The organism is Sphingomonas sp. Ant20, from assembly GCF_000783375.1.
Classification (GTDB): domain Bacteria; phylum Pseudomonadota; class Alphaproteobacteria; order Sphingomonadales; family Sphingomonadaceae; genus Sphingomonas; species Sphingomonas aerolata.
Window position 1 is genome coordinate 1 of sequence record NZ_JRVI01000121.1, and the last position, 26,666, is coordinate 26,666.

Sequence of the window (26,666 nt, forward strand, 5' to 3'; positions counted from 1 at the left end):
TCCACCCGGCCCGGCGCCTTCGCCCCGCGGTCCTTCACCCCGAGGCCGCCCGCCGCCCGGCGGCTGCATCCCGGCAAACGGATTGGGCCCCGTCCCCGCGCGAAACGCCTCGAGCTCGCGCTGGATCTTCGACTTCAGCGGCGCGGAGAAATTGATCCCCCAGCGCAGTTCGGAGCGTTCGCTGCGCGCGAAATTGATCGGCCGCCGGTCGACCTGCAACAGCGCGCCCGTCGCGTCGCGGACGAACCGGTCGGGGAACGCCGCCTCGATCGCCGCGGTCGCGGCCGGGAAGGCGGCGATCGGATTGTCGGTCCGGCTGTCGACATAATTGGCGGTCAGCGTCACCTCGCGCCCCGCCCAGGGCTTCACCGTCAGCCCCAGCTTGGTCACGCGGTTATTGTCCGCGCTCAGCCCGGGATTGCCGCCGCTGATCGTGGTGACGGTCGCGGTCGTGCCCTGGACATAATCGAACACGCGGACATTGGGCGTCGTGATCGACGGATTGCCCAGCTGCTGTGCGGTCGGCGCCTGGTCGGTGTCGGTCACCGACGCGATCAGCCGCACCGCCGGGATCGGCGCCCAGTTCGCGCCGTAACCGAGCGTGGTCAGCGTGCCGAAATCCGACAAATGATCCTGCGCCAGGTTGAAGTTCGCCGACAGCGTGCCGAGGAACGGCAGCACGTCCTTCGACCGGCTCGCGATCGGCAGGTCGACATTGACCTGGCCGTTGACCGTGTCGCGTGCCACCTGTCCGCGCTGCGCGAACCCGCCGCGATCCGACCGGCTGTCGAAATCGGCGGTCTCCGCGCCCAGCTTGAGCGTCGTCGACACGTCGCCCGCGGGCAGCGCGAACAGCCGGCCATTGGCGACCGCGTCGATCCCGCCGATGCTCTGCGTCGCATAGGCGCGGTTGCCCGCCGCCGCACCGATATCCGCCGCGGTCAGCGCGCCCAGCGGCACCGCGGTCGGATCGCCCGCCGCCAGCCGCGCATTGAACGCGCCCGCATCGACGCCGGTATCGGTAAAGGTCTGCGTGTCGCTGCGATCGTAATTGCCCGTCACCGTCCAGCGCCACGTGCCGACATCGCCGTTCAGCGTCGTGCCCAGATGCGCCGCGATCGACGACGCGCGCTGCGCCAGCGGCAGGAAACCCGGATCGTCGAGCGCACGGTTGATCACGCTGCCGTCCGCCAGCGTCAGCGCCGCGACGGGCAGGCCGTTCAGGCTGCGGCTGTCGGTCGATTCGAGCCGTCCGTTGATCGTCGCGCCGACATTGCCGAAGATGTTGCGCGCATAGACGCTGTTCGCGGTGAAGGTGCTCGTCTGGCCCTGCAGTGTGCGGAACGGCGTCGGATCGACAACCGCGCCGCCCGCTCCCACCGCCCCGCTGCCGTTGCCCCCGGCGATCGGCACGATGTCGCGCTCGGCCTCGGTCAGCGCCGAACTCGTCGTATATTCGGCATGCAGGTTGACCCGCCGGTCGCGCGCGATCGTCAGCAGGTCGAGCTTGGCCTGCGGCGTGTTCGTCCCTCCCTCGGTCGGCATCCGGTCGATCGCCTCCGCGGTCACCGCGCGAAAGCGGCGGCGCAGCACGAAGTTCACGACCTTCTGGTCCGCGCGATAGCCATATTTCAGCGCGACCTCCTCGGGCAGGATCTCGACGCGCTGGATCGCCTCGGTCGGGATGTCGCGGATTTCGGAAAAGCTCGAGATGCGCCGCCCGTTGAGCAGCACCACCGGCGCGCCCCCGCTGCCGCGCCCGCTCGTCGTCTGCGGGCTGAGTTCGGCAAGCAGGTCGGACACCGAGCTGACGCCGTAGGAGCGGATGTCCGCCTGGCCGAGCGTCTGGTCGGGCGGAATGTCGCCGACCACCGATCCGGGCAGCTTGCGCGATCCGGTGACGACGATCTCCTCGCCCTCGACGCTATCCTCCGGCTCGGCTGCGGAACCGTCCGTCTGCGCGCCTCTGTCGCCGGCACCGGCGCGGGCGCCTGTTGCGCCGCCGCCATCGCCGGCAGGCTCACCGCCAGCATCAAACCCAGTGTACGCATAACCCTGACATCCCATCGACCTGACCCCGGCACCTAGGGGCCAATTGTCGCAGGATTATGCCGCTTCACCGCGCCGCGTCGGTCGGTCCGGCCATGATCCCGGCGGCCCCGACGGCGGGCGGCGTCCCGATCAGCTCCATCCGCGTCGTCGTCGCGCCCAGATCGATCCCCGCCTCGCGGAACTGGCGCAGCAGCGTGAACAGCAGCGCGCTGCGCACCGGATAGGCGTCGCGCGGGCTCGCGACATAGGCAAAGCAGTTGAGCTTCGCGCGGCCACCATCGACGGAATCGATGAACACCTTCACCTCGGGATCGTCGAGCACCTCGCTCTGGTCGGCAAAGGCGGTGAACAGCATCGTCCGCACCGCGTCGAGATCGCTCTCGATCGGCACCGAGAATTGCAGCTGGATCCGCCCGATCGGCGCGGCCAGCGTCATGTTCTGGATCGTCTTGGTGATCAGCTCCGAATTGGGGACGATCAGCGTCGATCGGTCGGCGACCTGGATCTCGGTCGACCGCACGTTGATCCGCTTGACGTCGCCCTCCTGGTTGCCGATCCGCACCCAGTCGCCGATCTTGACCGGCCGCTCGGCGAGCAGGATCAGCCCCGACACGAAATTCTGCGTGATCGCCTGCAGGCCGAAGCCGATGCCCACCGACAGCGCACCCAGCACCACCGCCAGCTTCTCCATCCCGATGCCGAGCGCGGCGAGCGCCCACAGCACCGCGGCGATGATCCCCGCATAGCGCGCGACCATCGTCACCGAATTCTGTGCGCCCGCATCCATCGCGGTCGTCGGCAGGTAACTGTTGACCAGCCAGTGCTGCAGCCCGCGCATGATCGCCAGCGCAACGAACAGCACCGCGATCGAGCGCAGCACCGCGCCCGGCGATATCGTGATCTCGCCGACCGTGATCCCGCCCGCAAGCGTCCCGAACAGCTCGAACACCGACGTCACGCCCGCCCCGAACGGCGCCATCACCGCGCCGAACGCCAGCATGATCAGCATCAGCCGCAGCACCGCCGACAGCAGGACGCCGATCTGGTCGACCGTCCGGTTGCCGACCCCGAAGCCGCTGTTCGCGCTCCGGCCGATCCGGTTGTTGCTCGACAGCGCGGCGCGGCAGGCGTCGTCGGTGAAGGTCATCATCAGGTACAGCGTCGCGCCGACGATCGCCCCCCACACCATCCACTGCGCAGTCTTCAGCGCGAAATTGACGTATCCGGTCAGCGTGGCGACGAACGCGACCAGCACCGCCAGCCACACGACCAGCGCGACGATCGCGAGCAGGCTGTTGCGGGCGGGCTTCTCGGGATCGGGCTGGGCCGCCGCCCTCAGCCGCCCGAGCGCGACCAGCACGCCGGCGATCAGCGCCAGATGGAGCAGCGCGATCAGCGCGTTCGCCGCGGTCGACGCCGCCGCACTCGCACCGACCAGCGCGTTGGCCGTGATCAGCAGCTGGCCGAAGAACACCAACCCCGCCGCCGCCCAGGTGAAGGGGCGCAGCGTCTGCGCCGCGCTGTCGCCGATCGGCAACAGCCGCCAGCTCGGCTGCGCGCGCAACAGCAACGCGCCGCCCAACGCCGACAGGAAGGCCGCAAAGAACGACAATCCGACGAAACGCGCCGCGATCTGGTCGAACGCGGGCGACAGCAGGGCGGACCAGCGCAGCGACTGGACGAACGCCAGCGCGGCGAATCCGGGCAACATCGTGCCGATCACCACCAGCCACAGCGCATAGGCGGACCGCCGGATCCGCCCCCCCGGCGCATGATCGGTCGCATAGCCGCGCCCCAGCCGGTGGAGCGCACCGCGCACCGGCACGAGCAGCACCAGTGCGGCGAGCAGCCCGGTCAGCGCGATGATCGCCGCCTGCATGTCGAACCGCTGGACGAACTGGCGCACGCCGGTCGCCGCGAACCGGTTCAGCCGCGCGGTGTCGCGCGGCAGGTGATCGACGATCGCGGTCCACAGCGTCGGCGACAGCGGCGACGCGCTGCGCTCGGACAATTGCTGGCCCAGCTCCTCCGCCTCGGCCGCACCGATATCGTCGATCTGCTGCTTGGCCTCGACCCCGATCAGCCGCGCGCGCTTGATCGCCGAATCGATCGCCGACTGGCTCTGCGCGAGCAACCGGCGCTGCTGGCGGATCTCGGGCGCCTCGACCACCCCCGGCGTCGCCGCCGCCCAGCTCGGTCACCCGCGCCTGGACCAGCGCCATTTCGGGCGTCAGCACGCGCACCGCCTCCGCTGCGGTCGCCTGCACCGCCTCCGCCCGCGCCCGCAAAGCCTGCCGCGCCGCATCGTCACGCGCCTCGACCGCCGCATCGTCGACCGCCTGCAACTCCGCCGACGCCCGCGTCAGCCCCGCCGCCACCGACGCCACCCTCGCCTCGTCCTGCGCGACGCAGGCACAGCGGACACGAGCAACAGCAACGCGGCGAAATAGCGGGGAACGATCATCCGCCCGGCTCTACAGCGTCACAGCCAAAAACGGGAGAGCCCGCCGCCATGGCCCGCCCTCCCTACACACCACCCCGGCGAGCCGGGGCCCAGGTGGGAAGGCTCGAGTAACGACGCGCAGCGCTAGCCTAGCCACATCCCCCAACTGGACCCCGGCCTCCGCCGGGGTGGTGGACCCCATGTTCTCCCGCGCAGGCGGGAGCCCAGTCTGGGTCCCCGCCTCCGCGGGGACACAAGGGCTCAAGCCTATTCCAGCTCCAAAATCACCTGATCCACCGCCAAGCTGTCCCCCGCCGCGGCCGATACCGACTTCACCACGCCGGTCTTCTCCGCGCGCAGGATATTCTCCATCTTCATCGCCTCGACCACCGCGAGCGCCTGCCCCGCCTCGACCCGGTCCCCCGCCGCGACGTCGAGCCGCACCAGCAGCCCCGGCATCGGGCAGATCAGGAATTTCGACAGATCGGGCGCGACCTTCTCGATCAGGTGCGCGGCATAGGGCGCGACCCGCGCGGGCAGCACGCGCGCGACATGGCTCGCGCCGCGCGTCGTCAGCCTGAACCCGGCACGCGCCTTCGCGATCCGGATCGTCAGATGCTCGTCGCCCTCGACCATCACCATCCGGTCCCCCGGCGTATATTCGAGCGACAGGTCGAGCGCTTCGCCATCGACCGAAATCCCGTCGGTCGACACGCGCACGCGGTGATCGGTCCCGCCGATCGTCACCACCCAGTCCGCAGGCGGCCGCAACCGCCGCCCGAGCTGCCCGTCGATCCGCCGCGCGCGGTCGGCTTCTGCCGTCGCGGCAAAGGCGGCAACCGCGGCCAGCGTCGTCAGCAACGCCGCATCCGCGGGCGCGCCGTGGAACCCGTCGGGATATTCCTCGGCGATGAACCCGGTCGTCAGCGCCCCCGACTGGAAGCGCGGATGCTGCATGATCGCCGACAGGAAATCGATGTTGTTCCCCGGCCCCTCGAGCTCGAACGCGTCGAGCGCCGCGATCTGCGCCGCGACCGCCCCCTCGCGCGTCGGCGCCCAGGTGATCAACTTGGCGATCATCGGGTCATAGAACATGCTGACCTCGCCCCCCTCGCGCACGCCATCGTCGACACGGACGCGGGGTTCGGCGGAATCCACATCCCCTCCCCCGTTCGTGCTGAGCGAAGTCGAAGCACCCTCGCTCAGGGCGAACGGGAGAGGCGGATTATACCGCACCAGCCGCCCGATGCTCGGCAGGAACCCGCGATACGGATCCTCCGCATAGACCCGGTTCTCGATCGACCAGCCGTTCAGCTTCACCTCGTCCTGCGCGAACCCCAGCGGCTCGCCCGCCGCGACGCGGATCATCAGCTCGACCAGATCGAGCCCGGTAATCTCCTCGGTCACCGGATGCTCGACCTGGAGCCGCGTGTTCATCTCGAGGAAGTAGAATCCCTCGCCGCTCGTGTCCGCGCCCGACACGATCAGCTCGACTGTCCCGGCAGAATAATAGCCCACCGCCCGCGCCAGCGCGACCGCCTGCTCGCCCATCGCTTTGCGCATCTTCGGCGTCACGAACGGCGACGGGGCTTCCTCGACGACCTTCTGGTGCCGCCGCTGGATCGAGCATTCGCGCTCGTTGAGATAGACGATGTTGCCATGCTGGTCGCCGATCAGCTGGATCTCGATATGCCGCGGGCTTTCGATGAACTTCTCGATGAACACGCGGTCGTCGCCGAACGACGCCAGCCCCTCGCGCTTGGTCGCCTCGAAGCCCTCGCGGACGTCCTGCTCGCTATACGCGAGCCGCATGCCCTTGCCGCCGCCGCCCGCCGACGCCTTCATCATCACCGGATAGCCGATGTAGCCCGCGATCCGCACCGCCTCGTCGGTATCCGCGATCTCGCCCAGATAGCCCGGCACGACGTTGACGCCCGCCGCCTTGGCGAGCTTCTTCGATTCGATCTTGTCGCCCATCGCCGCGATCGCAGCGGGCGGCGGCCCGACGAACGCGATCCCCGCCTCGGCACACGCCCGCGCGAAGCTCTCGCGCTCGGACAGGAAGCCGTAACCCGGATGGATACAGTCCGCGCCCGTCTCCTTGGCCGCCAGCAGGATCAGCTCGGCCTTGAGATAGCTTTCCGCCGCGGGCGCTGGCCCCAGCCGCACGCTCTCGTCCGCCATCAGCACGTGCGGGCTGCGCACATCGGCGTCGGAATAGACCGCGACGGTCTTGATCCCCATCGCCTTGGCGGTGCGCATCACGCGGCATGCGATCTCGCCGCGATTGGCGACCAGGATTTTCTTGAACATCTCTCGCCCTAAACTGTGCCGTCTCCCCGGCTTGGCGCCGGGTGCGGACGTGTATTTACTGGTACCACATCATCGATTTGAGCTGCGCGGTCCGTGCCTTGGTCAGGCCGGTGCGACAGCCGGCGATCGTCATCCCCTGCGCCGATCCGCCGGCATATTGCCCGCCCTCGATCACGCATTGCGTGTCGCGGAACTTCAGCCACGCGCGCTGGCTTTCGAGCAGCGATCCCGCAAACCCGAAGCCACCGCCACGCGACGTGTCCTGCGCATCGCGCCGCTTCATATAGGCGTAGGTCCGCTTCCACTGCGCGGTCATCGCCGCGTCCGCCTGCGCATAGCTGCTGCCCGCGGACCGGGTCATCTGCGCCTGCGACTGCATCGGCGCGGCGGCGACCAGGAGTGCGATCAGCAGCATGTCTTGGCCTCGCGCATCGGTTCGGCACCCGTCATCGGCGTCATCCCCAGCTTCGCCAGCAACGCCGCATCCGCGCTGTCGCCCGCATTGCCCGTCGTCAGCAGCGTGTCGCCGGTGAAGATCGAATTCGCCCCCGCCATGAAACACAGCGCCTGGGTCGCCTCGGACATGCTCTCGCGTCCCGCCGACAGCCGCACCATGCTCAGCGGCATCGTGATCCGCGCGACCGCGACGGTCCGCACGAACTCGATATCGTCGATCTTGGCGAGCGGCGTGTCGGCGAGCATGTTGCCGAGCACCGTCCCCTTGACCGGCACCAGCGCATTGACCGGCACGCTCTCGGGATGCCGCGGCAGCGTGGCGAGCGCGTGGACGAAGCCGACGCGGTCGCCGCGCGTCTCACCCATCCCGACGATCCCGCCGCAGCACACCGAGATGCCCGCATCGCGCACATTGGCCAGCGTCTCCAGCCGGTCCTCGAAGGTCCGCGTGGTGATCACGTTGCCGTAATTCTCCGGCGAGGTGTCGATATTGTGGTTGTAGTAATCGAGCCCCGCATCGGCGAGCTGCCGCGCCTGGTCCGCGTCGAGCATCCCGAGCGTCATGCACGTCTCGAGCCCCATCGCGCGCACGCCCTCGACCATCGCGACGACCTTCGGCATGTCCCGCGGCTTCGGGTTGCGCCACGCCGCGCCCATGCAGAACCGCTGCGATCCCGCCGCCTTGGCGTGCGCGGCGTCGGCGAGCACGGCATCGACGTCCATCAGCTTTTCCGCCTTCAGCTGCGTGTCCGCGCTCGCCGACTGCGAACAATAGCCGCAATCCTCGGGGCACCCGCCGGTCTTGATCGACAGCAATGTGCACAGCTGCACCTCGCTCACCGCATGATGCGCCCGGTGCACGGTCTGCGCCCGGTACATGAGTTCGTCGAACGGCAGGTCGAACAACGCCGCGATCTCCGCGCGCGTCCAGTCGGTCCTTGTGCCGTTCCCCGGCGAAGGCCGGGGTCCAGTTGGAGAGGTCGACGTAACGGAGGACTGTACGTCGTCACGACCGGCGCCCAACTGGGCCCCGGCCTTCGCCGCGGGGAAGTATCTTCGAGACTGTTCAGCATTATTCTGCGGCTTCCTCTTGCGGGCCCATATTATGGCCGAGGAGCTTCAACACGTCCTCGGCGGCCTGGATCAGGTTGGTGCCGGGTCCGAAGATCGCCTGGACCCCGGCATCACGCAGCGCCTGATAGTCCTGTGCGGGAATAACGCCACCCGCGATCACCTTGATATCCGCGCGTCCCGCCTCGCGCAGGTGGCCGATCAGCTCGGGGATCAGCGTCTTGTGCCCCGCCGCCAGGCTCGACGCGCCGACCACGTCGACGTCCTTGGCCAGCGCCAGCGCGGCGACCTCCGCCGGGGTCTGGAACAGCGCCCCCGGCACGATCTCGAACCCCAGATCGCCGAACATCGACGAGACGAGGTTGGCGCCGCGGTCATGCCCGTCCTGCCCCATCTTGGCGACCAGCATGCGGGGCTTGCGTCCCAGCCGCCGCTCGGTCGCTTCGACCCCGTCGGTCAGTCGCGTCCAGCGCGCATCGTCCTCATACGCGCCGCCATAGCGCCCGACACCGGCGTCGGCTGCGTGCCATAGCGCCCGAACACATCCTCCATCGCCGACGAGATCTCGCCCAGCGTCGCCCGCGCCCGCGCGCACTCGACCGCCAGCGCGAGCAGGTTCTCCGACCCCTTCGCGCCCTCGCGGAGCGCATCGAGTGCCGCCCGGCACGCATCCTCGTCGCGCGTCGCCTTGCGCGCGCAATCCGCTCGACCTGGCCGGCGCGCACCGCGACATTGTCGACGTCGAGGATCTCGATCGCGTCCTGTTCGGCGAGTCTGTACTTGTTCACCCCGACGATCACGTCCTCGCCGCGATCGACGCGCGCCTGGCGTCCCGCCGCGGCTTCCTCGATCATCGCCTTGGGCCAGCCCGCCGCGACGGCCTTGGCCATCCCGCCCTCGGCCTGGATCCGCTCGATCAGCGTCCACGCGCCGTCGACCAGGCTCTGCGTCAGGCTTTCGACATAGTAACTGCCGCCCAGCGGATCGACGACCTTGGTCATCCCCGTCTCTTCCTGCAGCACGATCTGCGTGTTGCGCGCGATCCGCGCGGAAAAGTCGGTCGGCAGCGCGATCGCCTCGTCGAGCGCGTTGGTGTGGAGCGACTGCGTCCCCCCCAGCATCGCCGCCATCGCCTCGATCGTCGTGCGCATGACGTTGTTGTACGGGTCCTGCTCGGTCAGCGACACGCCCGACGTCTGGCAATGCGTGCGCAGCATCTTCGACCGCTCGTCCTGCGCGCCCAGCTCGGTCATCGCGCGGTGCCACAGCACGCGCGCGGCGCGCAGCTTGGCGATCTCCATGAAGAAGTTCATGCCGATCGCGAAAAAAGAACGACAGCCGCCCGGCGAACTTGTCGATGTCGAGCCCGCTCGCGACGCCGTATTTGACGTATTCCATGCCGTCGGCGATCGTGAAGGCGAGCTCGTGGAGCTGCGTCGCCCCCGCCTCCTGCATGTGATAGCCGCTGATCGAGATGCTGTTGAACTTGGGCATCTCGCGCGACGTGTAGCCGAAGATGTCCGAGATGATCCGCATGCTCGGCTCGGGCGGGTAGATGTACGTGTTGCGGACCATGAACTCCTTGAGGATGTCGTTCTGGATGGTCCCGTCGAGCAGGTGCCGCGGCACGCCCTGCTCCTCGCCCGCGACGATGAAGAAGGCGAGAATCGGGATCACCGCGCCGTTCATCGTCATGCTGACCGACATCTTGTCGAGCGGAATGCCGTCGAACAGGATCTTCATGTCCTCGACGCTGTCGATCGCGACGCCGGCCTTGCCGACATCGCCCGTCACGCGTGGATGGTCGCTGTCATAGCCGCGGTGCGTCGCCAGATCGAACGCGACCGAGAGCCCCTTCTGCCCCGCGGCAAGATTCCGCCTGTAGAACGCGTTCGACGCCTCCGCGGTCGAGAACCCCGCATATTGCCGGATCGTCCACGGCCGCCCCGCATACATCGACGCCCGCACCCCGCGCGTGAACGGCGCGAACCCGGGGAGGCCGGGGTCGGCGGTCACGTCCGCCGCGGTATAGAGCGGCTTGACGTCGATCCCCTCCGGGGTCGCCCAGGTCAGGTCGGCGCCCTTCACCTCTTTCGCGGCAGCGGCCTCCCACTCGACAAGCGTCGGATTTGGTTTGTCAGTCATACTCTAGTTCCCCCGGCGAAGGCCGGGGCCCAGCCCTAAAATAAATCGCGCGCGGCAGCGCGTTCGATGCTGCGCATCGAGCCTGGGCCCCCGGCCTCCCGCCGGGGGAACGAGAAGCGCGCGTGGTCACTTCCCCCGTGAACACCGGCTTGCGCTTCGTCAGGAACGCGATCCCGCCTTCCATCGAATCCGCAGACCCGCGCGCGGCCCGCTGGTTGACCGCCTCGGCCTCCATCGCGCCCGCATAATCGCTCGCATACGCAGCCGTAATCGCGCGCCGCATCAGCCCCAATGCCACCGTCGGCATCGCCGCCAGCCGCTCCGCCAGCGCGAACGCCTCCGCGTCGAGCGCGTCGTCCGCGACGACCTTGTGCACCATCCCCCAGTCGAGCGCCTTCGCCGCGGGCACCCGCTCGCCGAGCATCATCATCTCGGTCGCCCGCGCACGGCCGATCAGCCGCGGCAGCATCCACGACGCGCCGCCATCGGGCACCAGCCCGATATTGACGAACGCCTGGAGGAAATACGCGCTTTCGCTCGCGACGCAGAAATCCGCGGCGAGCGCGAGGCTGCACCCGATCCCCGCCGCCGGCCCGCGCACCGCGCTCACCACCGGCACGCCCAGATCGGCGATCGCCGCCATCGCCGGATTATAGCTCCCCGTCAGCGCCTGATAGGTCGCCGCACCCGGATCGTCCGACCCCAGCGCCCCGCCACCGACATCCGCGCCCGAACAGAACGCCCGCCCCGCACCCGCGATCAGCACCGCCCGCGCACCGTCGAGCGAGGCGACCGCGGCGGCGATCTCCTCGAACATCGCCGGCGGCGCCGCATTCAGCCGGTCGGGCCGGTTGAGCGTCAGCACCAGCACGTCACCGCGCCGCTCGCTCAGGATATGCTCATAGGCGGTCATGCCAGTCTCCCCCATCGATTACGCCCCAGTCGGCTAGCCACGCCCCTTCCGTTCGCCCCGAGCGAAGCCGAAGGGCAAGCCCCACCCCGTCCGTTCGCCCTGAGCGAAGTCGAAGGGCACGCCCCACCCCCGCCGTTCGCCCTGAGCGAAGTCGAAGGGCCTGAGTCCCACGCACTCCGACCACGCCCAGCACCAACGGACAAAGGATGCGGGGTCAATGATCCTCCCCCGGCGTCTCCATCAACTCCACGAGCATGCCGCCAAAGTCCTTCGGGTGGACGAACACGATCGGCGTGCCATGCGCACCGATCCGCGGTTCGCCGAGCACCGTCGCCCCCTTCGCCTTCAGCTCCGCGACCGCGGCCGCGATATCGGGCACTTCGAAACACACATGATGCTGCCCCCCCGCCGGGTTCTTGCGCAAAAACCCCGCGATCGGCGAGCTGTCGTCATAAGGTTCGATCAGCTCGATCTGCGTGTTGGGCGCATCGATGAAGCACACCTTCACGCCCTGCGCAGGCAGGTCGAACGGCTCCCCGATCACCGTCGCGCCGAGCAGCAACCGATACGTCTCGACTGACTTCGCGATCGACGCGTCGCGACCCCGACATGGTTGAGGCGGCCCAGACTCATTGCGCATCCTCCGCCGCGGGCGGCGCAGGCGGCGGCGGCGGCACGACGCCCAGCGTATAGCCGCACACCCCCAGCACCTGCCGCACCATCCCATCGCTCGCCGGCGCGGCGAAATTGGCCTGCACCGCAAAGCCCGCGCCGTTGGTCGCCTCGACCCGCAGCGTCTTCGATTTCACCAGGAACGTCGTCAGCCGGGTGATCGCCACGGGATCGGTGATGTAGGTCCCCGTCCCCGGAAACTGCCAGTTATAGGTGAAGGCCGGCCCGCCATCGAAGCGCACCGCGACCGGCTTGTCCGCGCCCTGCCCCAGCGACTGCGGCTGGATGAACTGGATCGACACGATCGACTCGGTGCCGACGTCGCACTTCACGACGAACCGCGACAGCCCGTCATTGCCCGTGACCGAGGTGGAGATGCTCCGCACCCCCGCCGCATTGGTCCGGTCGGCGAGCTTCCACGCGGGCGTTGCTGTGCTTGTTGCAGCCGCGGCTTGAAGAAGCAGAAGCGCGATCATTGCTCGATCCTCGGGGTCGGCCGTATCCCGGACCGCATTTCCTCGAACGTTTCCAGACGGATCAGGCGTCCGTTGATCTGGATGACCGAGTCGACCACACGTCGCACCTGCCCGTTGGTCGCGGCAAGTTCCTCGTTCAATCGCTCGACCTTGCTGCGGAGCAGGATGACGGACTCGATCGTGCGCATCGCGTCGCCAATCATGCTCATGCGACACGCTCCGCGTCGAGCAGGCCGGCGTCACGCAGCCTGGCGTCGATATCGGCGCGCAGACGCTGCTGCCCCTCGATCGCCGCATCGAGCGCGGCGTGCATTGCCGGAAGCGCCTCGTCGAGTTCGTGGATCAACAGCTTGAAGCGGTCGTCCTCGGTCATGTCGCCCTCGACGACATAGCGCGAGGTCGCCTCGCGAACGACATGCCCCACGGACATGCCGTTGCTCGCCGCAAACGCGTCGAGCGCCGCCTTGTGATCGGGGGTGGTCAGAAACGTCACGCGTTCGGCCTGCATGTCACGACTCCTTCGCATGACATGATAATGTGCTTGGCATGACCCAACAAGCCGCCCCCTCAGAGCGGGATGTTGTCATGCTTCTTCCACGGATTCTCGATGCTCTTGCCGCGCAGCTTGCGCAGCCCCAGCGCGATCCGCCGCCGTGTCGAATGCGGCTGGATCACCTCGTCGATGAAGCCCTTGCTCGCCGCGACGAACGGGTTGGCGAAGCGCGCCTCGTACTCTGCGGTGCGCGCGGCGATCTCCTCGGGCGTCTTGCCGCGGAAGATGATCTCGACCGCGCCCTTCGCGCCCATCACCGCGATCTCCGCGGTCGGCCATGCATAGTTGAGGTCGCCGCGCAGATGCTTCGACGCCATCACGTCATACGCGCCGCCATACGCCTTGCGCGTGATCACGGTGATCTTCGGCACGGTCGCCTCGCCATATGCGAACAGCAGTTTCGCGCCGTGCTTGATGATCCCGTTATGCTCCTGCGCGGTGCCGGGCAGGAAGCCGGGGACGTCGACGAACGTCACGATCGGAATCTCGAACGCATCGCAGAAGCGCACGAACCGCGCCGCCTTCTTCGAGCTGTTGATGTCGAGCACGCCCGCGAGCACCATCGGCTGGTTCGCGACGAAACCGACGGTCCGCCCCTCGATCCGCCCGAAGCCGGTGATGATGTTGGCCGCATGCGCCGGCTGCGTCTCGAAGAAATCGCCCTCGTCGACGACCTTCCGGATCAGCTCGTGCATGTCATAGGCTGGTTCGCCGACGCCGGGATCAGCGTGTCGAGGCTCTCCTCGACCCGGTCCCACTCGTCCGCAGTCGGCCGCTCGGGCACGCCCGCACGGTTCGATTCGGGCAGGAAATCGAAGAAGTCGCGCGCCGCGAGCAGCGCCTCGATGTCGTTCTCGAACGCATTGTCCGCGACCGACGTCTTGGTCGTGTGCGTCACCGCGCCGCCCAGCGCCTCCTGCGTGACCACCTCGTTCGTCACCGTCTTGACCACGTCGGGCCCGGTCACGAACATGTAGCTCGAATCCTTCACCATGAAGATGAAGTCGGTCATCGCCGGGCTGTACACCGCGCCGCCCGCACACGGGCCCATGATCAGCGACAGCTGCGGCACGACGCCGCTCGCCAGCACGTTGCGCTGGAACACCTCGCATAGCCGCCAAGGCTCGCGACGCCCTCCTGGATGCGCGCGCCGCCGCTGTCGTTCAGCCCGATGATCGGCGCGCCGACCTTCATCGCGCTGTCCATCACCTTGCAGATCTTCTGCGCGTGGCGTTCGCTGAGCGACCCGCCGAATACCGTGAAATCCTGGCTGAACACGAAGACGAGGCGGCCGTTGATCGTGCCCGATCCGGTGACCACGCCGTCGCCGGGGATCACCTGGTCCTGCATGCCGAAATCGACGCAGTTATGCTCGACATACATGTCGAGCTCCTCGAACGATCCCTCGTCCAGCAGCACGTCAAGGCGCTCCCTTGCGGTCAGCTTTCCCTTGGCGTGCTGCGCTCCGATCCGCTTGATACCCCCGCCCACTCTTGCGGCTTCGCGGCGTCGTTCAAGCTCTTCGATCGTCGATGACATCGTCTCTCCGTCCTGCTGGGGGCTTTCACAGAGCGGGACGCAATGCGCAAATGCAATGTTGCAAACTTGTGCCACCCATGTTTGCAAACTACACCCGCAGCATGACCAATCCCCCACGCCGCCTCTTCGTCGGACACCGGCTGCGCGACCTTCGCGGCACGCTCGGGATCAGCCAGGCGGCGATGGCGGTCCGGATCGGCATCTCGGTCAGCTATCTCTCGCAGATCGAGAATGGCGACCGCCCGGTCAGCGAAGCCGTGCTCGTCACCTTGGCGCGCGAATTCCCCGCCGACTGGGGCAGCATCGACGCCGCCGACGATACCGCGCTGCTCGTCGCGACGCTCGAGGCCGTCACCGACACCAGCGTCGCCGCCCCCACGCTCGACGAGAGCGCGATCCGCCGCGCGGTGAAGCACCAGCCGCTGCTCGCCCAGCGGCTCGTCGCGATGCACGACGCCTATCGCCGCGCGCAGGAACAGTTGCGCGCGCTCGACGACCGGCTCGTGGCGGGGTCAGGCGCGCCCGGGCTGCTCCCCTGGGAGGATGTCCGCGACTGGTTTCACGCCGCGGGCAATTATGTCGACATGCTCGATCGCCGCGCGGAGGAAATCGGCGAGACGCTCGGCAGCGACCGGATCGCAGCACTCGAGGCGCGGCTCGCGGCGCGCGGCGTCTCGGTGACGATCTCGGGCGCGCTCGCCGCACCGTTACGCGACTATGACGGCGCGACCTTGCGGCTCGACGGATCGCAGCCCGGCGAGACCACGCTCTTCTCGCTCGCGCATCAGGTCGCGCGCGGCGAATTCGCCGATCTGATCGCCGACATCGTCGCCGCCTCCGACATGGCGTCGGAGACCGCGCGCGCGCTGCTGACCGCGGGCCTCACCAATTACGCCGCGGGCGCGATCGTCATGCCCTATACCCGGTTCCGTAGCGAGGCGCGCAGCGTCCGCCACGACATCGACCGGCTGCGGCGGATCTTCGGCACCAGCTTCGAACAGACCTGCCACCGGCTCTCGACGCTCCAGCGCCCCGGCGCGCTCGGCATCCCGTTCTTCTTCTGCCGCGTCGACATGGCGGGCAACATCACCAAGCGCCACTCCGCCACCCGTCTCCAGTTCGCGCGCTTCGGCGGCGCCTGCCCCTTGTGGATCGTCCACGAGGCGGTCGCGATTCCCGACCGCATCCTCACGCAGCTGCTCGAGACCAGCGACGGCATCCGCTACGTCTCGATGGCCAAGGGGCTGGTGAAACCGTCCGAAACCTATACCCGCCCTGCGCGCCGCTATGCGGTGGCGCTCGGCTGCGAGGAGGCGAACGCGTCCGAATTCATCTACGCCGACGCGCTCGGCACCGGCGGTATCGCCACCCCGATCGGCGCATCCTGCCGCATCTGCCTGCGCCCCGACTGCGACCAGCGCGCGTTCCCCCCCGCCGCCAGCGAGATCCGCGTCGACCCCAACCGCCGCGGCGCGGTCCCGTATGAGGTGGTGTGAGCGGCTAGACCACCTCCCCGGCGAAGGCCGGGGCCCAGTTGGGGGCCGGAAATAACGTGAGGCGACGCGGAGTCACGAGGGCCTTCCCACCTGGACCCCGGCCTCCGCCGGGGAGGTGGTGTATATGGCTGACCGCTCACCACAATCGAGCGACCCCAGACCGACGACCGCACTCAGCCCTAAAACCCGTCATCCCCGCGAAGGCGGGGATCCAGACCGGCAAACCACGGCGATACCCACAAAGGCCAGCCAGTCTGGCTTCCCGCCTCCGCGGGAATGACGGCGGGTCTAGGCCCCTCAAATCCTTCGGAAAGAACCGCTCCACCACATGACTCGCCAGTCGCGAAGGCCGCAGCGTCTCCGCATCCAGGCAACACCAGCTCGACTTCACCTCGGCGAGCACATCCTCGCCGCGCTTGATGATCGTCTCGTAGAACGCCCGCGCGCCCTGCACCTTTTCGAGCAGCACCGTCGCGATCACGTCGTCGTCGAGAAACGCCGGTTTGCGGTAGGTAATCTCGTGTTTCAGCGCGACCCACAAATGCCCCGCCACCGCCTCGGCCGGGGCGAGACGCTGCCAGTGATCGATCACCGCGGCCTGTACCCACTTCAGATAGTTCGCGTTGTTGACGTGACCCATGAAGTCGATGTCGGCCGGCTCGATGCCGATGGCGTAGATATGGGGAATGGCTGTTGACACCCCACCCATATAGCATGGGCGCGGGCTTATAGCGATGACGACGCTGCTTCGACACCGACAATAAACGCTATTCCGGCCTGCCGCGCTTGTCCCTAGCATGATGCAACGCCGCCCTCTTGTGTTGCCTAAATACAACACCATCTCTGGCCAAAGACCACAGGGATACGCCCATGAACATCGACAAATTCACCGACCGCGCGAAAGGCTTCCTCCAGTCCGCGCAGACCGTCGCGATCCGCATGAACCATCAGCGGATCGCGCCCGAGCATCTTCTGAAGGCGCTGCTCGAGGACGAACAGGGCATGGCCGCGGGGCTGATCGCGGCCGCGGGCGGCGACGCGAAGCGCGCGACCGCCGAAACCGATCTTGCGCTCGCGAAGATCCCCGCCGTCTCGGGCTCGGGCGCGCAGACCACGCCGGGCATCGACAATGACGCAGTCCGCGTGCTTGACCAGGCCGAACAGATCGCGACCAAGGCGGGCGACAGCTTCGTCACCGTCGAACGCCTGCTCGTCGCGCTCGCGCTCTCGCTCAACACCGCCGCGGGCAAGGCGCTCAAGACCGGCGGCGTCACCCCCGAGGGGCTCAACACCGCGATCAACAGCGTCCGCCAGGGCCGCACCGCGGACACCGCGGGCGCCGAGGACCGCTATGACGCGCTCAAGAAGTTCGCGCGCGACCTGACCCAGGCGGCGCGCGACGGCAAGCTCGACCCCGTCATCGGCCGCGACGAGGAGATCCGCCGCACGATCCAGATCCTCGCCCGCCGTACCAAGAACAACCCCGCGCTGATCGGCGAACCCGGCGTCGGAAAAACGGCTATCGCGGAAGGTTTGGCGCTGCGCATCGCCAATGGCGACGTCCCCGATACGCTGAAGGATCGCCGGCTCATGTCGCTCGACATGGGCTCGCTCATCGCGGGCGCGAAATATCGCGGCGAGTTCGAGGAGCGGCTGAAGGGTGTGCTCGACGAGGTGAAGGCCGCCGAGGGCGACGTCATCCTGTTCATCGACGAGATGCACCAGCTGATCGGCGCGGGCAAATCCGAAGGCGCGATGGACGCAGGCAACCTCCTCAAGCCAGCCCTCGCCCGCGGCGAGCTCCACTGCGTCGGCGCGACCACGCTCGACGAATATCGCAAATATGTCGAGAAGGACCCCGCGCTCCAGCGCCGGTTCCAGCCCGTCATGGTCGGCGAACCCACGGTCGAGGACACGATCTCGATCCTGCGTGGCCTGAAGGAGAAATACGAGCTCCACCACGGCGTCCGCATCACCGACGGCGCGATCGTCGCCGCCTCGACGCTGTCCAACCGCTACATCACCGACCGTTTCCTCCCCGACAAGGCGATCGACCTGATGGACGAGGCCGCGAGCCGGATCCGCATGGAGGTCGAATCCAAGCCCGAGGAGATCGAAAATCTCGACCGCCGGATCATCCAGCTCAAGATCGAGCGGGAGGCGTTGAAGCGCGAGACCGACGAGGCCTCGATCGACCGGCTCGACACGCTCGAGGGCGATCTCGTCAATCTCGAGGAGCAGTCCGCCGAGCTGACGACGCGCTGGAAGAGCGAGAAGGACAAGATCAACGCCGAGGCGCGGCTGAAGGAACAGCTCGACGCCGCGCGATTGGAACTCGACCAGGCACAGCGCTCGGGCGATCTCGCGCGCGCGGGCGAGCTCTCCTACGGCACGATCCCGGGTCTGCAACGCCAGCTCGACGAGGCCGCAGGCGCGACCAAGGGCGCGATGCTGCGCGAGGAGGTCAATGCCGACGACATTGCCGGCGTCGTCAGCCGCTGGACCGGAATCCCGGTCGAACGGATGCTCCAGGGCGAGCGCGACAAGTTGCTCGCGATGGAGGCGACGATCGGCAAGCGCGTCATCGGCCAGGCCCATGCGGTCAAGGCCGTCTCGACCGCGGTCCGCCGCGCGCGCGCGGGGCTGCAGGATCCGAACCGCCCCTTGGGCAGCTTCCTGTTCCTCGGACCCACCGGCGTCGGCAAGACCGAGCTGACCAAGGCGCTCGCCGAATTCCTGTTCGACGATCCCTCGGCGATGGTCCGCATCGACATGAGCGAGTTCATGGAAAAGCACGCGGTCGCCCGGCTGATCGGCGCGCCTCCCGGCTATGTCGGCTATGAGGAGGGCGGCGTGCTGACCGAGGCGGTCCGCCGGCGGCCCTATCAGGTGATCCTGTTCGACGAGGTCGAGAAGGCGCATGGCGACGTGTTCAACGTGCTCCTCCAGGTGCTCGACGACGGCCGCCTGACCGACGGCCAGGGCCGCACGGTGGATTTCAGCAACACGCTGATCATCCTGACGAGCAATCTCGGCAGCCAGTATCTCGCCAACATGGCCGAGGGCGACGACGTGTCGTCGGTCGAACCGCAGGTGATGGAGATCGTCCGGTCGCACTTCCGCCCGGAATTCCTCAACCGCCTGGACGAGGTGATCCTGTTCCACCGTCTCGGCCAGGCGCACATGGCGCCGATCGTCGACATCCAGGTGTCGCGCGTCGACAAGCTGCTCGCCGACCGCAAGATCACGCTAGACCTGACCGAAGCCGCCCGCGCCTGGCTCGGCCGCGTCGGCTACGACCCCGTCTACGGCGCAAGGCCCCTCAAACGCGCGGTCCAGCGCTACCTCCAGGACCCCCTCGCCGACATGATCCTGCGCGGCGAGGTCAAGGACGGCGCCACCGTCCATATCGACGAGGGCGACGGGAAACTGGTGCTCGCGGTCGGCTGAGCCCCCGAACGGCAGGCACAAAAAAAGGGCGGCTCCCGAAGGAGCGCCCCGATATGTCGCGTGGGTATCGGCTTAGAAGTTGAACTTCGCGCCTGCACGATACTGACGACCGAAGATGCCGTCGCCACCCTGGATCGCATTGTACAGATACGCGCCATAGGTGACGGTATCGACCGGCGGCAGGCGATCGAAGAGGTTCAGCGCGTTGACATAGAAGCTGAACTTGTCGGTGACCTTGAAGTTCACGTTCGCATCGACCGTGATGTAGCTCTTCACGTGGCAGTCATTGTACACGGCAGCCTGGCCGCAATCCTTGTATTCGTCGCCCTGATCGGTCGCCGACAGGTCATAGCCCGACGTGTAGTTGACCGTGGTGCTGACCGCGAAGTCGCCGAAGTCGAACGTGTTGAGCCAGTTGCCCTTCCACTCGAACGTCCCCGACCCTGCGGTCAGGTTGAAGTTGCCGAGCGTGCCCTCATAGCGCTGCTTCTCGCCGTCGATCGTCGTGCTGAGCTCGATGATGTAGCTCGCATTCAGGTTCGACGTCCACTTGACCAGACCGAAGTCATACGCGCCGTTGATCCCAAAATCGATGCCCGACGACTTGATCGTGTCGGCATTGATCAGCTGCGAGCGGACGAAGGCGATCTTCGGACGCGCGTTCGGGTTGTTGACGTCGGGTGCGTCGGCGATGACCTCGAACCCGGCAACCGGTGCGGCACCGGCATAATAGGCTGCGATCGCGGCCGAATTGTCCGGCGTGGTGATCGCGCCGGTCTTCTTGATGTTGTAGTAGTCGACGGTCAGCGACACGCTGCGGATCGGGTCGAACTTGACCCCGCCGGTGAAGCTGCGCGACTTTTCAGGCTTCAGCTCCGGCGATGCCAGCGTCGTCTGTCCGATCGAGTAGGACGTCAGATAGGCCGGGCACGCCGTCGGGGTCGCCTGCGAACAGCCTGCGCCATATTGGGCAAGGAACGCATCGGGGATCGCCGAGATCTGCTGCGTCACATAGCCCGTCGTCGGCAGTGCATTCGCCTCGCCGAAGCTCGGGATACGGAAGCCGCGCGAATAGGTACCCCGCACCGTGACCTGCTGGAGCGGCGTGAAGATCGCGCCGACCTTCGGCGAGAAGTTGCTCTGCCCGGTCGAATAGTGATCGTAGCGGCCCGAACCGTTGAGCGTCAGCACGTCGAGCACCGGTGCGTTGATTTCGGCGAAGGCCGAGCTCACCGTGCGGTTACCCTTGGTACCGAAGGCGTTCAGCGTGAAGTACCGCTGTGTCGCGCCGTTATAGTCGTCGTTCGCGCTGGGCGCGTCGACCGCTTCGTAGAAGATCGAGCCACCGACCGCGACGCGCAGGTCGCCGCCGGGCAGCGTGGCAAGCGACTTCTGGACGGTCAGCTGCGCCTGATAGAGATCCGACGTCGTGTCGGTGATGTTCTCGGGCGTCAGATAATCGCGCACCGCCTGGGTGTTGAGGCCCGGGTTGACGAAGTTGTAGCTGCCGTCGGCAATGACGTTGAGCAGGTTCTGGATATAGACATACCCGTTGGTCTTCACCCGCAGGTCGGTGTGCATCGCCGTTGCGTTGAAGTCATAGTCGAAGCCGTTGAGGACGGTACCCTTGAGGCCGAATGCGGCACGGTACACGCGGCTGCGGGTCTCGTTCTGCGTGACCGTGTCGGGCAGCGCGCCGACGAGGCGAGCGACCTGGCCCTGTGCCGCGAACGGGTTGTTCGGGTTCAGCGTGCCGTTCGTCGGACCGCAGTTCACGCGCGCGGCGCAGACATAGACCGGCAATGCCAGGACGCCCGAGCCCGCGGCCAGCGCGGCAGTCTGCGCCTGCGAGGTCGAGAACTGCGGCGAGAGGATGCCGGCCGGTGCGTTACCGCGGATGACCGACGGACGACCGGTATAGTTGCTCGCCGACTGGGCGAAATTGACCAGCAGATATGCCTCGGAGTCCGCACCGACCTTTGCGCTGAAACGGGCCGAGCCGCCGAAACGCTCGATGTTCGGCGTCACCATGTCGTACTTGTTGGTGTTGTCGACCTGGCAGACCGTGGTCGGCGTCGTCACGTTCGCCGGCGTGGCGAGCTGCGCGGCGGTCGGGTTGTAGGGGGTGCCGTTGAGGCAGCCCGCTGCCGGGTTCAGCAGCTGGTACCGGCCCGATGCGACCGTGTTCGCGGCGTCGGCCGGACGGACGTAGAAATTGCCCGTACCGATCGCGAAGCCGTTGAGGGCGCCGTTCGCGTCAAGGCCGTTCGCCGTGTTGTTCGGGCCGCACTGCGTGGTGCCGGTGCGGTTGGAACAGATCCCGGTCAGGTTGTCCGAATTGAAGGGCGCCGGCAGGTCGCGCTGGTACACGCCCTCGTTGCGGAAATAGAAGCCGCTGACATAGGCGTTGTAGCCCTTCTCGTCGAGGTCGCCGGTACCCGCGGTCAGCGTCAGCCGCTGGTTGGCGTTGTTGCCGTTCTCGGAGATGCCGGCCTCGGCGCGACCGCTGATGCCGTTGAACTTGCGCTTGGTGATCACGTTGACCACGCCTGCAATGGCATCGGCACCGTAGCTCGACGATGCGCCGTCGCGCAGCACGTCGATGCGCTCGACGATGTCGTCGGGGATGGTGTTCAGATCGACGAAGTTGCGCGATCCGTCATCCGACAGCGGGTAATAGGCGGCGCGCAGGCCGTCGAACAGCACGAGCGTCGAGTTGGTCGACAGGCCACGCAGCGACACCGAAGACGCGCCCGCGGCGAATGCGCCGTTGGCGGTGAACGAGTTGGTCAGCGCCGGGCCGTTGTTCGACGACAGCGCCTGGATGCCGGCCTGCACCGTGTTGATGCCGCGCGAATCCAGATTTTCGGTGGTCAGCGTGGTGACGGGCGAAATGCCGGTATCGGTACCGCGGATGATCGATCCGGTGACGACGATCTCGTCGCCGGCGGCGGGCTGGTTCTGCGCGGCGACGTCGCTCGACGGGACACCGTTCTGCTCGGGCGGCGTCGCCTGCTGCGCGAACGCCGGCGCCGCCATGGCGAACGCGAACGGCGTCGCAGCCGCGAGCAGGAGCGCCTTCTTGGTCAACGAAATGCTGGTCATCATGATCCCTCGCTTGAACCCGGTCGCCCGCATCGCGGTACGCCGGGCAATTTTCCGCCCCTTTCATCGCGCCGAAGCACGACCCCGAAGGACATGGCGATGGGATGGAGGTGCTGTCGCATCCTGTAAAGAATGCATCCGGGCGGCCGAATGCTTTGGCAATCTCGTGTAGCGAAAAAGACACAATCACTGGTGCTTTTTCTTAAAATCTGTTGCTTTTTCCGACAGCAGATCATCGCTACGCATAATAATTAGGCAAGGGCATTTTCACGTCGCACCCGCGACAGGCGCTCGGCGAGGCCTTGGTCCGGGCTTCAGCGTCACTCCGGACCGGCCGCCCGAACCCAAAAAAAGGGGCGGCGGATCCATGATCCGCCGCCCCCCCGATATCGCGTCCGAAAGGATCGCTTACATGTCGATCGTCAGGCCGACGAACAGGTACCGGCCGAGTGCATCATAGATGCCCGGATAGGTGTTGCCGTTGCCGAACGAGCCGATCGGCGAGGCTGTCGCGCTGAGGATCGGCGGCGTCTTGTCGAGCACGTTGTTGACGCCGAGGCGGTAGGTGACCTTGTCCGCGACCCGGATGGTGGCGGCGAGATCGAAATAGTCCTGCGCCTTCACGCGGCCGTCATTGGCGAAGAACGGGCCGGCCAGGTCGGCATCGCTGCTGGTCCGCTCGAACTTGGTCGCCGACAGATGGCGCCAGTTGCCCGACAGGCCGATGCCGCCCAGCGTGGTCAGCGACAGACGCGCCTGGTGACGCCACTTGGACATCGGATAGCCGCACTGTGCGCCGTACAGGCCCGCGCAATCGAACTTGGTGCCGACCTTGTCCGACGTGAACTTGTCGACATAGGTGCCGTTGAACGACAGGCCGATCGTGCCGATGCTGTCCGAGCGATAGGTATAGCCCGCCGAGGTCTCGATCCCCTGCGTGGTCAGCGACCCTGCATTGACGTTGGTGTCTACGATGAAGCCCGCATTGCCCTGCCACAGCGTGCCGTTGGCATCGCGGTTGATCGCACTGCAGAACTGGTCGTCGGCGGTCTGGAGGCACTGCGCGATGATCGTGTCCGCGCCGACGACGCCGATCCGGTCCTTCAGCTTGATGCGGAAGCCGTCGACCGACAGGTTGAAGCCCGGCAGGAACGACGGCCGCAGGATCACGCCCGCGGTGAACGTGTCGGCCTTTTCGGGGCGCAGGTTCGGGTTGCCGCCGAGCAGGCCGTTATACTGCTCGGACGGGTTGGCGGCGATCAGGCCGAACCGGTTCGCGGGAACGCCGGTCAGCGCGCACTGCGCGGCGGTGTTGCCGTTGACCAGGCCATTGACCGCGGCGCCGGCGCAGGGATCGGTCGCACCGTCGAGCTGGACCGACTGCTGCGCGAACAGCTCCTGCGTGTTCGGCGCGCGGACCGCACGGTTGTAGCCGCCGCGGAAGCGGACGTCGGAGACCGGCGCCCAGACCAGCTCACCCTTGTACGAATGCGCCGAACCCGCGGTGCTGTAGCTCGAATAGCGATAGCCGCCATTGACCGTCAGCTCGTTGACGAACGGGCGGTCGCTGACCAGCGGCACCTGGATTTCGCCGAACACTTCCTTGACGGTGTAGCTGCCGCGGATCGGCAACGTCGCGCCGCCCTGGCCGGCCAGATCGCCGCTCAGGAACGCGTTGTCGACTTCGAGGCTCAGCGATTCCTTGCGGTACTCGCCACCGACGTTCAGCGCGATGCCCTCGCTCGCGAACGGCGACTGCACGCCGTATTCGGCGCCCTTGAAGGTGAAGTTCGCGTTGAGGACGGTTTCCTTGTTCTCGCCCGACTGGAAGCCCGGGGTCTGGACATAGTTCAGCGCCTCGGGCGTGATCCCGGCCGCGCCGAAGATGTTGAGCGGGACGCAGTTCGGATCGGTGCCGTCGACGACCGAGCGGCAGACCGCCTGGCCAAGCGTCGCCGAGCCGGGACGCGTGTCGGTGATCGCGTCGAGCGCACGCGTGGTGCGCGAGATCGAGAATTCATTGCGATACACCTGGCTGAACACGGTGCTGCCGAACTGGCCATAGGCCTCGTACGAGATGCCCTTGTCGATATCGCCGGTCGCGCCCGCGACGAAGCGATACTGGGTGTGGCGAAGATCCGCCTGACGCCCGCCGCCCTCGACGTTGCGACGGCCGATGCGGACTTTCGCCTGCTGATACTGCGAGCCGTCCGGGTTGGTCAGGTTGACCACCGCGCCATTGGCGTCGGTCACCAGGTTGGACGCACGGCAGAAGGTCGAGACCTGCGCCGCCGACAGCAGCGGGTTGTTGCAGTTCAGGACCGTCGTGTTGTTGAAATCACCTGACGGCGCGATCTGCGCGACCGAGCGATCGTCCATGAACATGAAGTCGGCATAGGGCTTGAACGCGTCGCTGACTTCATACTTGGCGAGGAAGCCCGCGGTGTAGCGCGTGTCCGGACGCTGGTAATAGTTCAGCGGGTTGGCGTTGTAGAGCGTCCGCCCCGCGACGAGCTGGCCTGCTGCGTTCAGCGTATAGCCGGTCGGCGGCCCGCCCTCGGTCGCATCGCCGAGCGTGAAGTTCGCCGGGAACGCAGTCGCCGATCCGCCGCAGACATAATCGTTGCCGACATTGCCCGACGGCGCGTTCAGCCCGCACGAGCTATAGTCGCGCGACCCCTGCAGGATCGCGCCGATCTTGCGATAGCCGCCATAGCCGACGACATGGCCGCGGCCGTCGCTGGTTGCCGCGCCGACCTTGAAGTTGATGTCGAACTGCGTGCCGTCGAACGCCTGGCCGCTCGGCGCGGGATAGCCGCTTGCCGCCGACAGCGCCTGGAACCGCTCGCTGCGGTTGTTGTGGTTGTTGATGCCGCCCGACACGTCGACGCTGAAGCCTTCGTAATCGGTGTCGAGCACGAAGTTGACGACGCCCGCGATCGCGTCCGACCCATAGACCGAACCGGCGCCGCCGGTCAGCACGTCGACGCGCTTGATCAGCGAGGCGGGGATCATGTTGACGTCGGCGGCCGCACTCGCGGTGCTGCTCGACGAGGGGTTGCCCGGCATCAGGCGGCGGCCGTTGATCAGCACCAGCGTGCGCGATTCACCCAGGTTGCGCAGGTTGATCGTCGCCGTACCGGTCGACCCGTTCGACACCGACGAGGTCTGCGTCGCGAACGACGCCGGCAGGCTGTTGAGCACGTCCTCGATGCGCGTCGCGCCACGCAGCTTGATGTCCGCCGCGTTGACCACGGTGATCGGGCTGGCAGAGGTCAGGTTGGGGTTCGAGATACGCGATCCGGTGACGACGATGTCGGTGCTCGCGGCGGTTCCGGCTGCAGCGGGATCCTCGCTCGGCGTGTTCGAGACTGCCGGGGTCGTCGCTGCCGCGCCGTCGTCGCTGGTGGTGCTCTGCGGTGCGGGAGCCGGCTCGGCTGCCGGTGCAGGAGCCGGTGCGGTCTGGGCCGCTGCCGGCAGCGCGACGACGGCGCCCGCGATCATCGTGGACGCGAGCAGGCAATCCCGAAACATATGATTCCGCATGTATTCATTCCCCTTTCGCGCCGTCGATCCGTGATGACTGACGCGATGTGTTGCGGCGCGCTCCGGCGCGCTGACTGGGGGCCGGTTACGCAAACGGCAGCGCTTTTGTCCAAAATAAAATTGTAAAATAGTAACGGATCATCGCATTGACGTACCATTGTTACAAAAAGGCAACATCGCGAATCCTGCGCCCTGCGGCGGGTTTTCCGAAGGAATCAAAGGGGATATTCCGGGGATGGCGGGCCCTGCGCGCCCCCGCCCCGGATCGGCCCCGGATTGCCGAAGCCGATACGAGGATGACACGGACATGCACATATCGACACGACGCGCGGCCCCCGGCCTGCTGATCGCCGGCCTGCTGACCACCGCCCTGCTGATCGCGGGCCTGCCGTCCGCTGCGACCGCGGGGTCGCCGCGCGGCGGACGCGCGCCGGTG

At 67.2% G+C, this 26,666-nt stretch carries 12 protein-coding genes and 5 pseudogenes; 2 read left to right on the plus strand and 15 right to left on the minus strand.

Features of this window, described 5'->3' with window-relative positions:
• The 12 genes and pseudogenes from NI18_RS14325 to NI18_RS14380 form a co-directional block, all read right to left on the minus strand.
• On the minus strand, nucleotides 1–2,067 hold a 2,067-nt coding region (locus tag NI18_RS14325), incomplete at its 3' end, for a TonB-dependent receptor plug domain-containing protein (RefSeq protein ID WP_052149212.1).
• A 49-nt stretch (nucleotides 2,068–2,116) separates the two neighbouring features.
• Nucleotides 2,117–4,222, minus strand: a complete 2,106-nt coding sequence (locus tag NI18_RS14330; RefSeq protein WP_084215217.1) for a DUF3772 domain-containing protein — start codon at nucleotides 4,220–4,222, stop codon at nucleotides 2,117–2,119.
• Nucleotides 4,223–4,762: 540 nt separating this feature from the next.
• Nucleotides 4,763–6,808 (minus strand): acetyl/propionyl/methylcrotonyl-CoA carboxylase subunit alpha, encoded by a 2,046-nt coding sequence (locus NI18_RS14335; protein WP_037530768.1) that lies wholly within the window; start codon nucleotides 6,806–6,808, stop codon nucleotides 4,763–4,765.
• Between the two features lie 55 nt (nucleotides 6,809–6,863).
• Nucleotides 6,864–7,223 carry a lysozyme inhibitor LprI family protein gene (locus tag NI18_RS14340; RefSeq protein WP_037530771.1) on the minus strand — a complete coding sequence of 120 codons (360 nt, stop codon included), beginning with the start codon at nucleotides 7,221–7,223 and terminating at the stop codon, nucleotides 6,864–6,866.
• A complete protein-coding gene (bioB, locus tag NI18_RS14345) occupies nucleotides 7,214–8,179 on the minus strand; it encodes a biotin synthase BioB (RefSeq protein WP_306286429.1) in 966 nt (321 codons plus the stop codon). The genes NI18_RS14340 and bioB overlap by 10 nt, the downstream gene beginning before the upstream one ends.
• A 157-nt stretch (nucleotides 8,180–8,336) precedes the next feature.
• A pseudogene (scpA, locus tag NI18_RS14350) lies at nucleotides 8,337–10,480 on the minus strand (methylmalonyl-CoA mutase).
• A 133-nt stretch (nucleotides 10,481–10,613) separates the two neighbouring features.
• Nucleotides 10,614–11,393, minus strand: a pseudogene (locus tag NI18_RS14355) (enoyl-CoA hydratase-related protein); the annotation flags it as partial.
• A gap of 214 nt (nucleotides 11,394–11,607) precedes the next feature.
• Nucleotides 11,608–12,026: pseudogene (gene mce / locus NI18_RS14360) on the minus strand (methylmalonyl-CoA epimerase).
• Nucleotides 12,023–12,541: a hypothetical protein gene (locus NI18_RS14365; RefSeq protein ID WP_037530776.1), complete on the minus strand. Its 519-nt coding sequence runs from the start codon at nucleotides 12,539–12,541 to the stop codon at nucleotides 12,023–12,025. Before NI18_RS14365 ends, mce begins: the two are co-directional and overlap by 4 nt.
• On the minus strand, nucleotides 12,538–12,750 hold the full coding sequence (locus tag NI18_RS14370) for a hypothetical protein (protein ID WP_037530777.1): 213 nt from the start codon (nucleotides 12,748–12,750) through the stop codon (nucleotides 12,538–12,540). Before NI18_RS14370 ends, NI18_RS14365 begins: the two co-directional genes overlap by 4 nt.
• The gene (locus tag NI18_RS14375) at nucleotides 12,747–13,049 is read right to left on the minus strand and encodes a hypothetical protein (RefSeq protein ID WP_037530780.1); all 303 of its coding nucleotides are present in this window, start codon (nucleotides 13,047–13,049) and stop codon (nucleotides 12,747–12,749) included. Before NI18_RS14375 ends, NI18_RS14370 begins: the two co-directional genes overlap by 4 nt.
• 59 nt (nucleotides 13,050–13,108) lie before the next feature.
• Nucleotides 13,109–14,633 (minus strand): annotated as a pseudogene (locus NI18_RS14380) (acyl-CoA carboxylase subunit beta).
• 101 nt (nucleotides 14,634–14,734) lie between these two features.
• Between NI18_RS14380 and NI18_RS14385 the strand changes: the two are divergent.
• Nucleotides 14,735–16,129: an XRE family transcriptional regulator gene (locus NI18_RS14385; RefSeq protein WP_037530790.1), complete on the plus strand. Its 1,395-nt coding sequence runs from the start codon at nucleotides 14,735–14,737 to the stop codon at nucleotides 16,127–16,129.
• Nucleotides 16,130–16,439: 310 nt separating this feature from the next.
• Here the strand turns inward: NI18_RS14385 and NI18_RS14390 are convergent.
• Nucleotides 16,440–16,829 (minus strand): annotated as a pseudogene (locus NI18_RS14390) (thioesterase family protein); the annotation flags it as partial.
• 170 nt (nucleotides 16,830–16,999) lie between these two features.
• Here NI18_RS14390 and clpB point away from each other — a divergent pair.
• A complete protein-coding gene (clpB, locus tag NI18_RS14395; RefSeq protein ID WP_037530792.1) occupies nucleotides 17,000–19,579 on the plus strand; it encodes an ATP-dependent chaperone ClpB in 2,580 nt (859 codons plus the stop codon).
• Nucleotides 19,580–19,651: 72 nt separating this feature from the next.
• On the opposite strand, the gene NI18_RS14400 is transcribed toward clpB, so the two are convergent.
• Nucleotides 19,652–22,687, minus strand: a complete 3,036-nt coding sequence (locus tag NI18_RS14400; protein ID WP_037530799.1) for a TonB-dependent receptor — start codon at nucleotides 22,685–22,687, stop codon at nucleotides 19,652–19,654.
• Nucleotides 22,688–23,092: 405 nt separating this feature from the next.
• Complete coding sequence (locus tag NI18_RS14405; RefSeq protein WP_037530793.1) at nucleotides 23,093–26,230, minus strand: TonB-dependent receptor; 3,138 nt, start codon at nucleotides 26,228–26,230, stop codon at nucleotides 23,093–23,095.
• Nucleotides 26,231–26,666 lie beyond the last annotated feature (436 nt).

Bases quoted from the DNA above. Each gene is read 5' to 3' on its own strand.
- NI18_RS14335 (WP_037530768.1), bottom strand. From the start codon at position 6,808: ATGTTCAAGAAAATCCTGGTCGCCAATCGCGGCGAGATCGCATGCCGC.
- NI18_RS14385 (WP_037530790.1), top strand. From the start codon at position 14,735: ATGACCAATCCCCCACGCCGCCTCTTCGTCGGACACCGGCTGCGCGAC.
- NI18_RS14370 (WP_037530777.1), bottom strand. From the start codon at position 12,750: ATGAGCATGATTGGCGACGCGATGCGCACGATCGAGTCCGTCATCCTG.
- NI18_RS14405 (WP_037530793.1), bottom strand. From the start codon at position 26,230: ATGCGGAATCATATGTTTCGGGATTGCCTGCTCGCGTCCACGATGATC.
- NI18_RS14365 (WP_037530776.1), bottom strand. From the start codon at position 12,541: ATGATCGCGCTTCTGCTTCTTCAAGCCGCGGCTGCAACAAGCACAGCA.
- clpB (WP_037530792.1), top strand. From the start codon at position 17,000: ATGAACATCGACAAATTCACCGACCGCGCGAAAGGCTTCCTCCAGTCC.
- NI18_RS14340 (WP_037530771.1), bottom strand. From the start codon at position 7,223: ATGCTGCTGATCGCACTCCTGGTCGCCGCCGCGCCGATGCAGTCGCAG.
- NI18_RS14375 (WP_037530780.1), bottom strand. From the start codon at position 13,049: ATGCAGGCCGAACGCGTGACGTTTCTGACCACCCCCGATCACAAGGCG.
- NI18_RS14400 (WP_037530799.1), bottom strand. From the start codon at position 22,687: ATGATGACCAGCATTTCGTTGACCAAGAAGGCGCTCCTGCTCGCGGCT.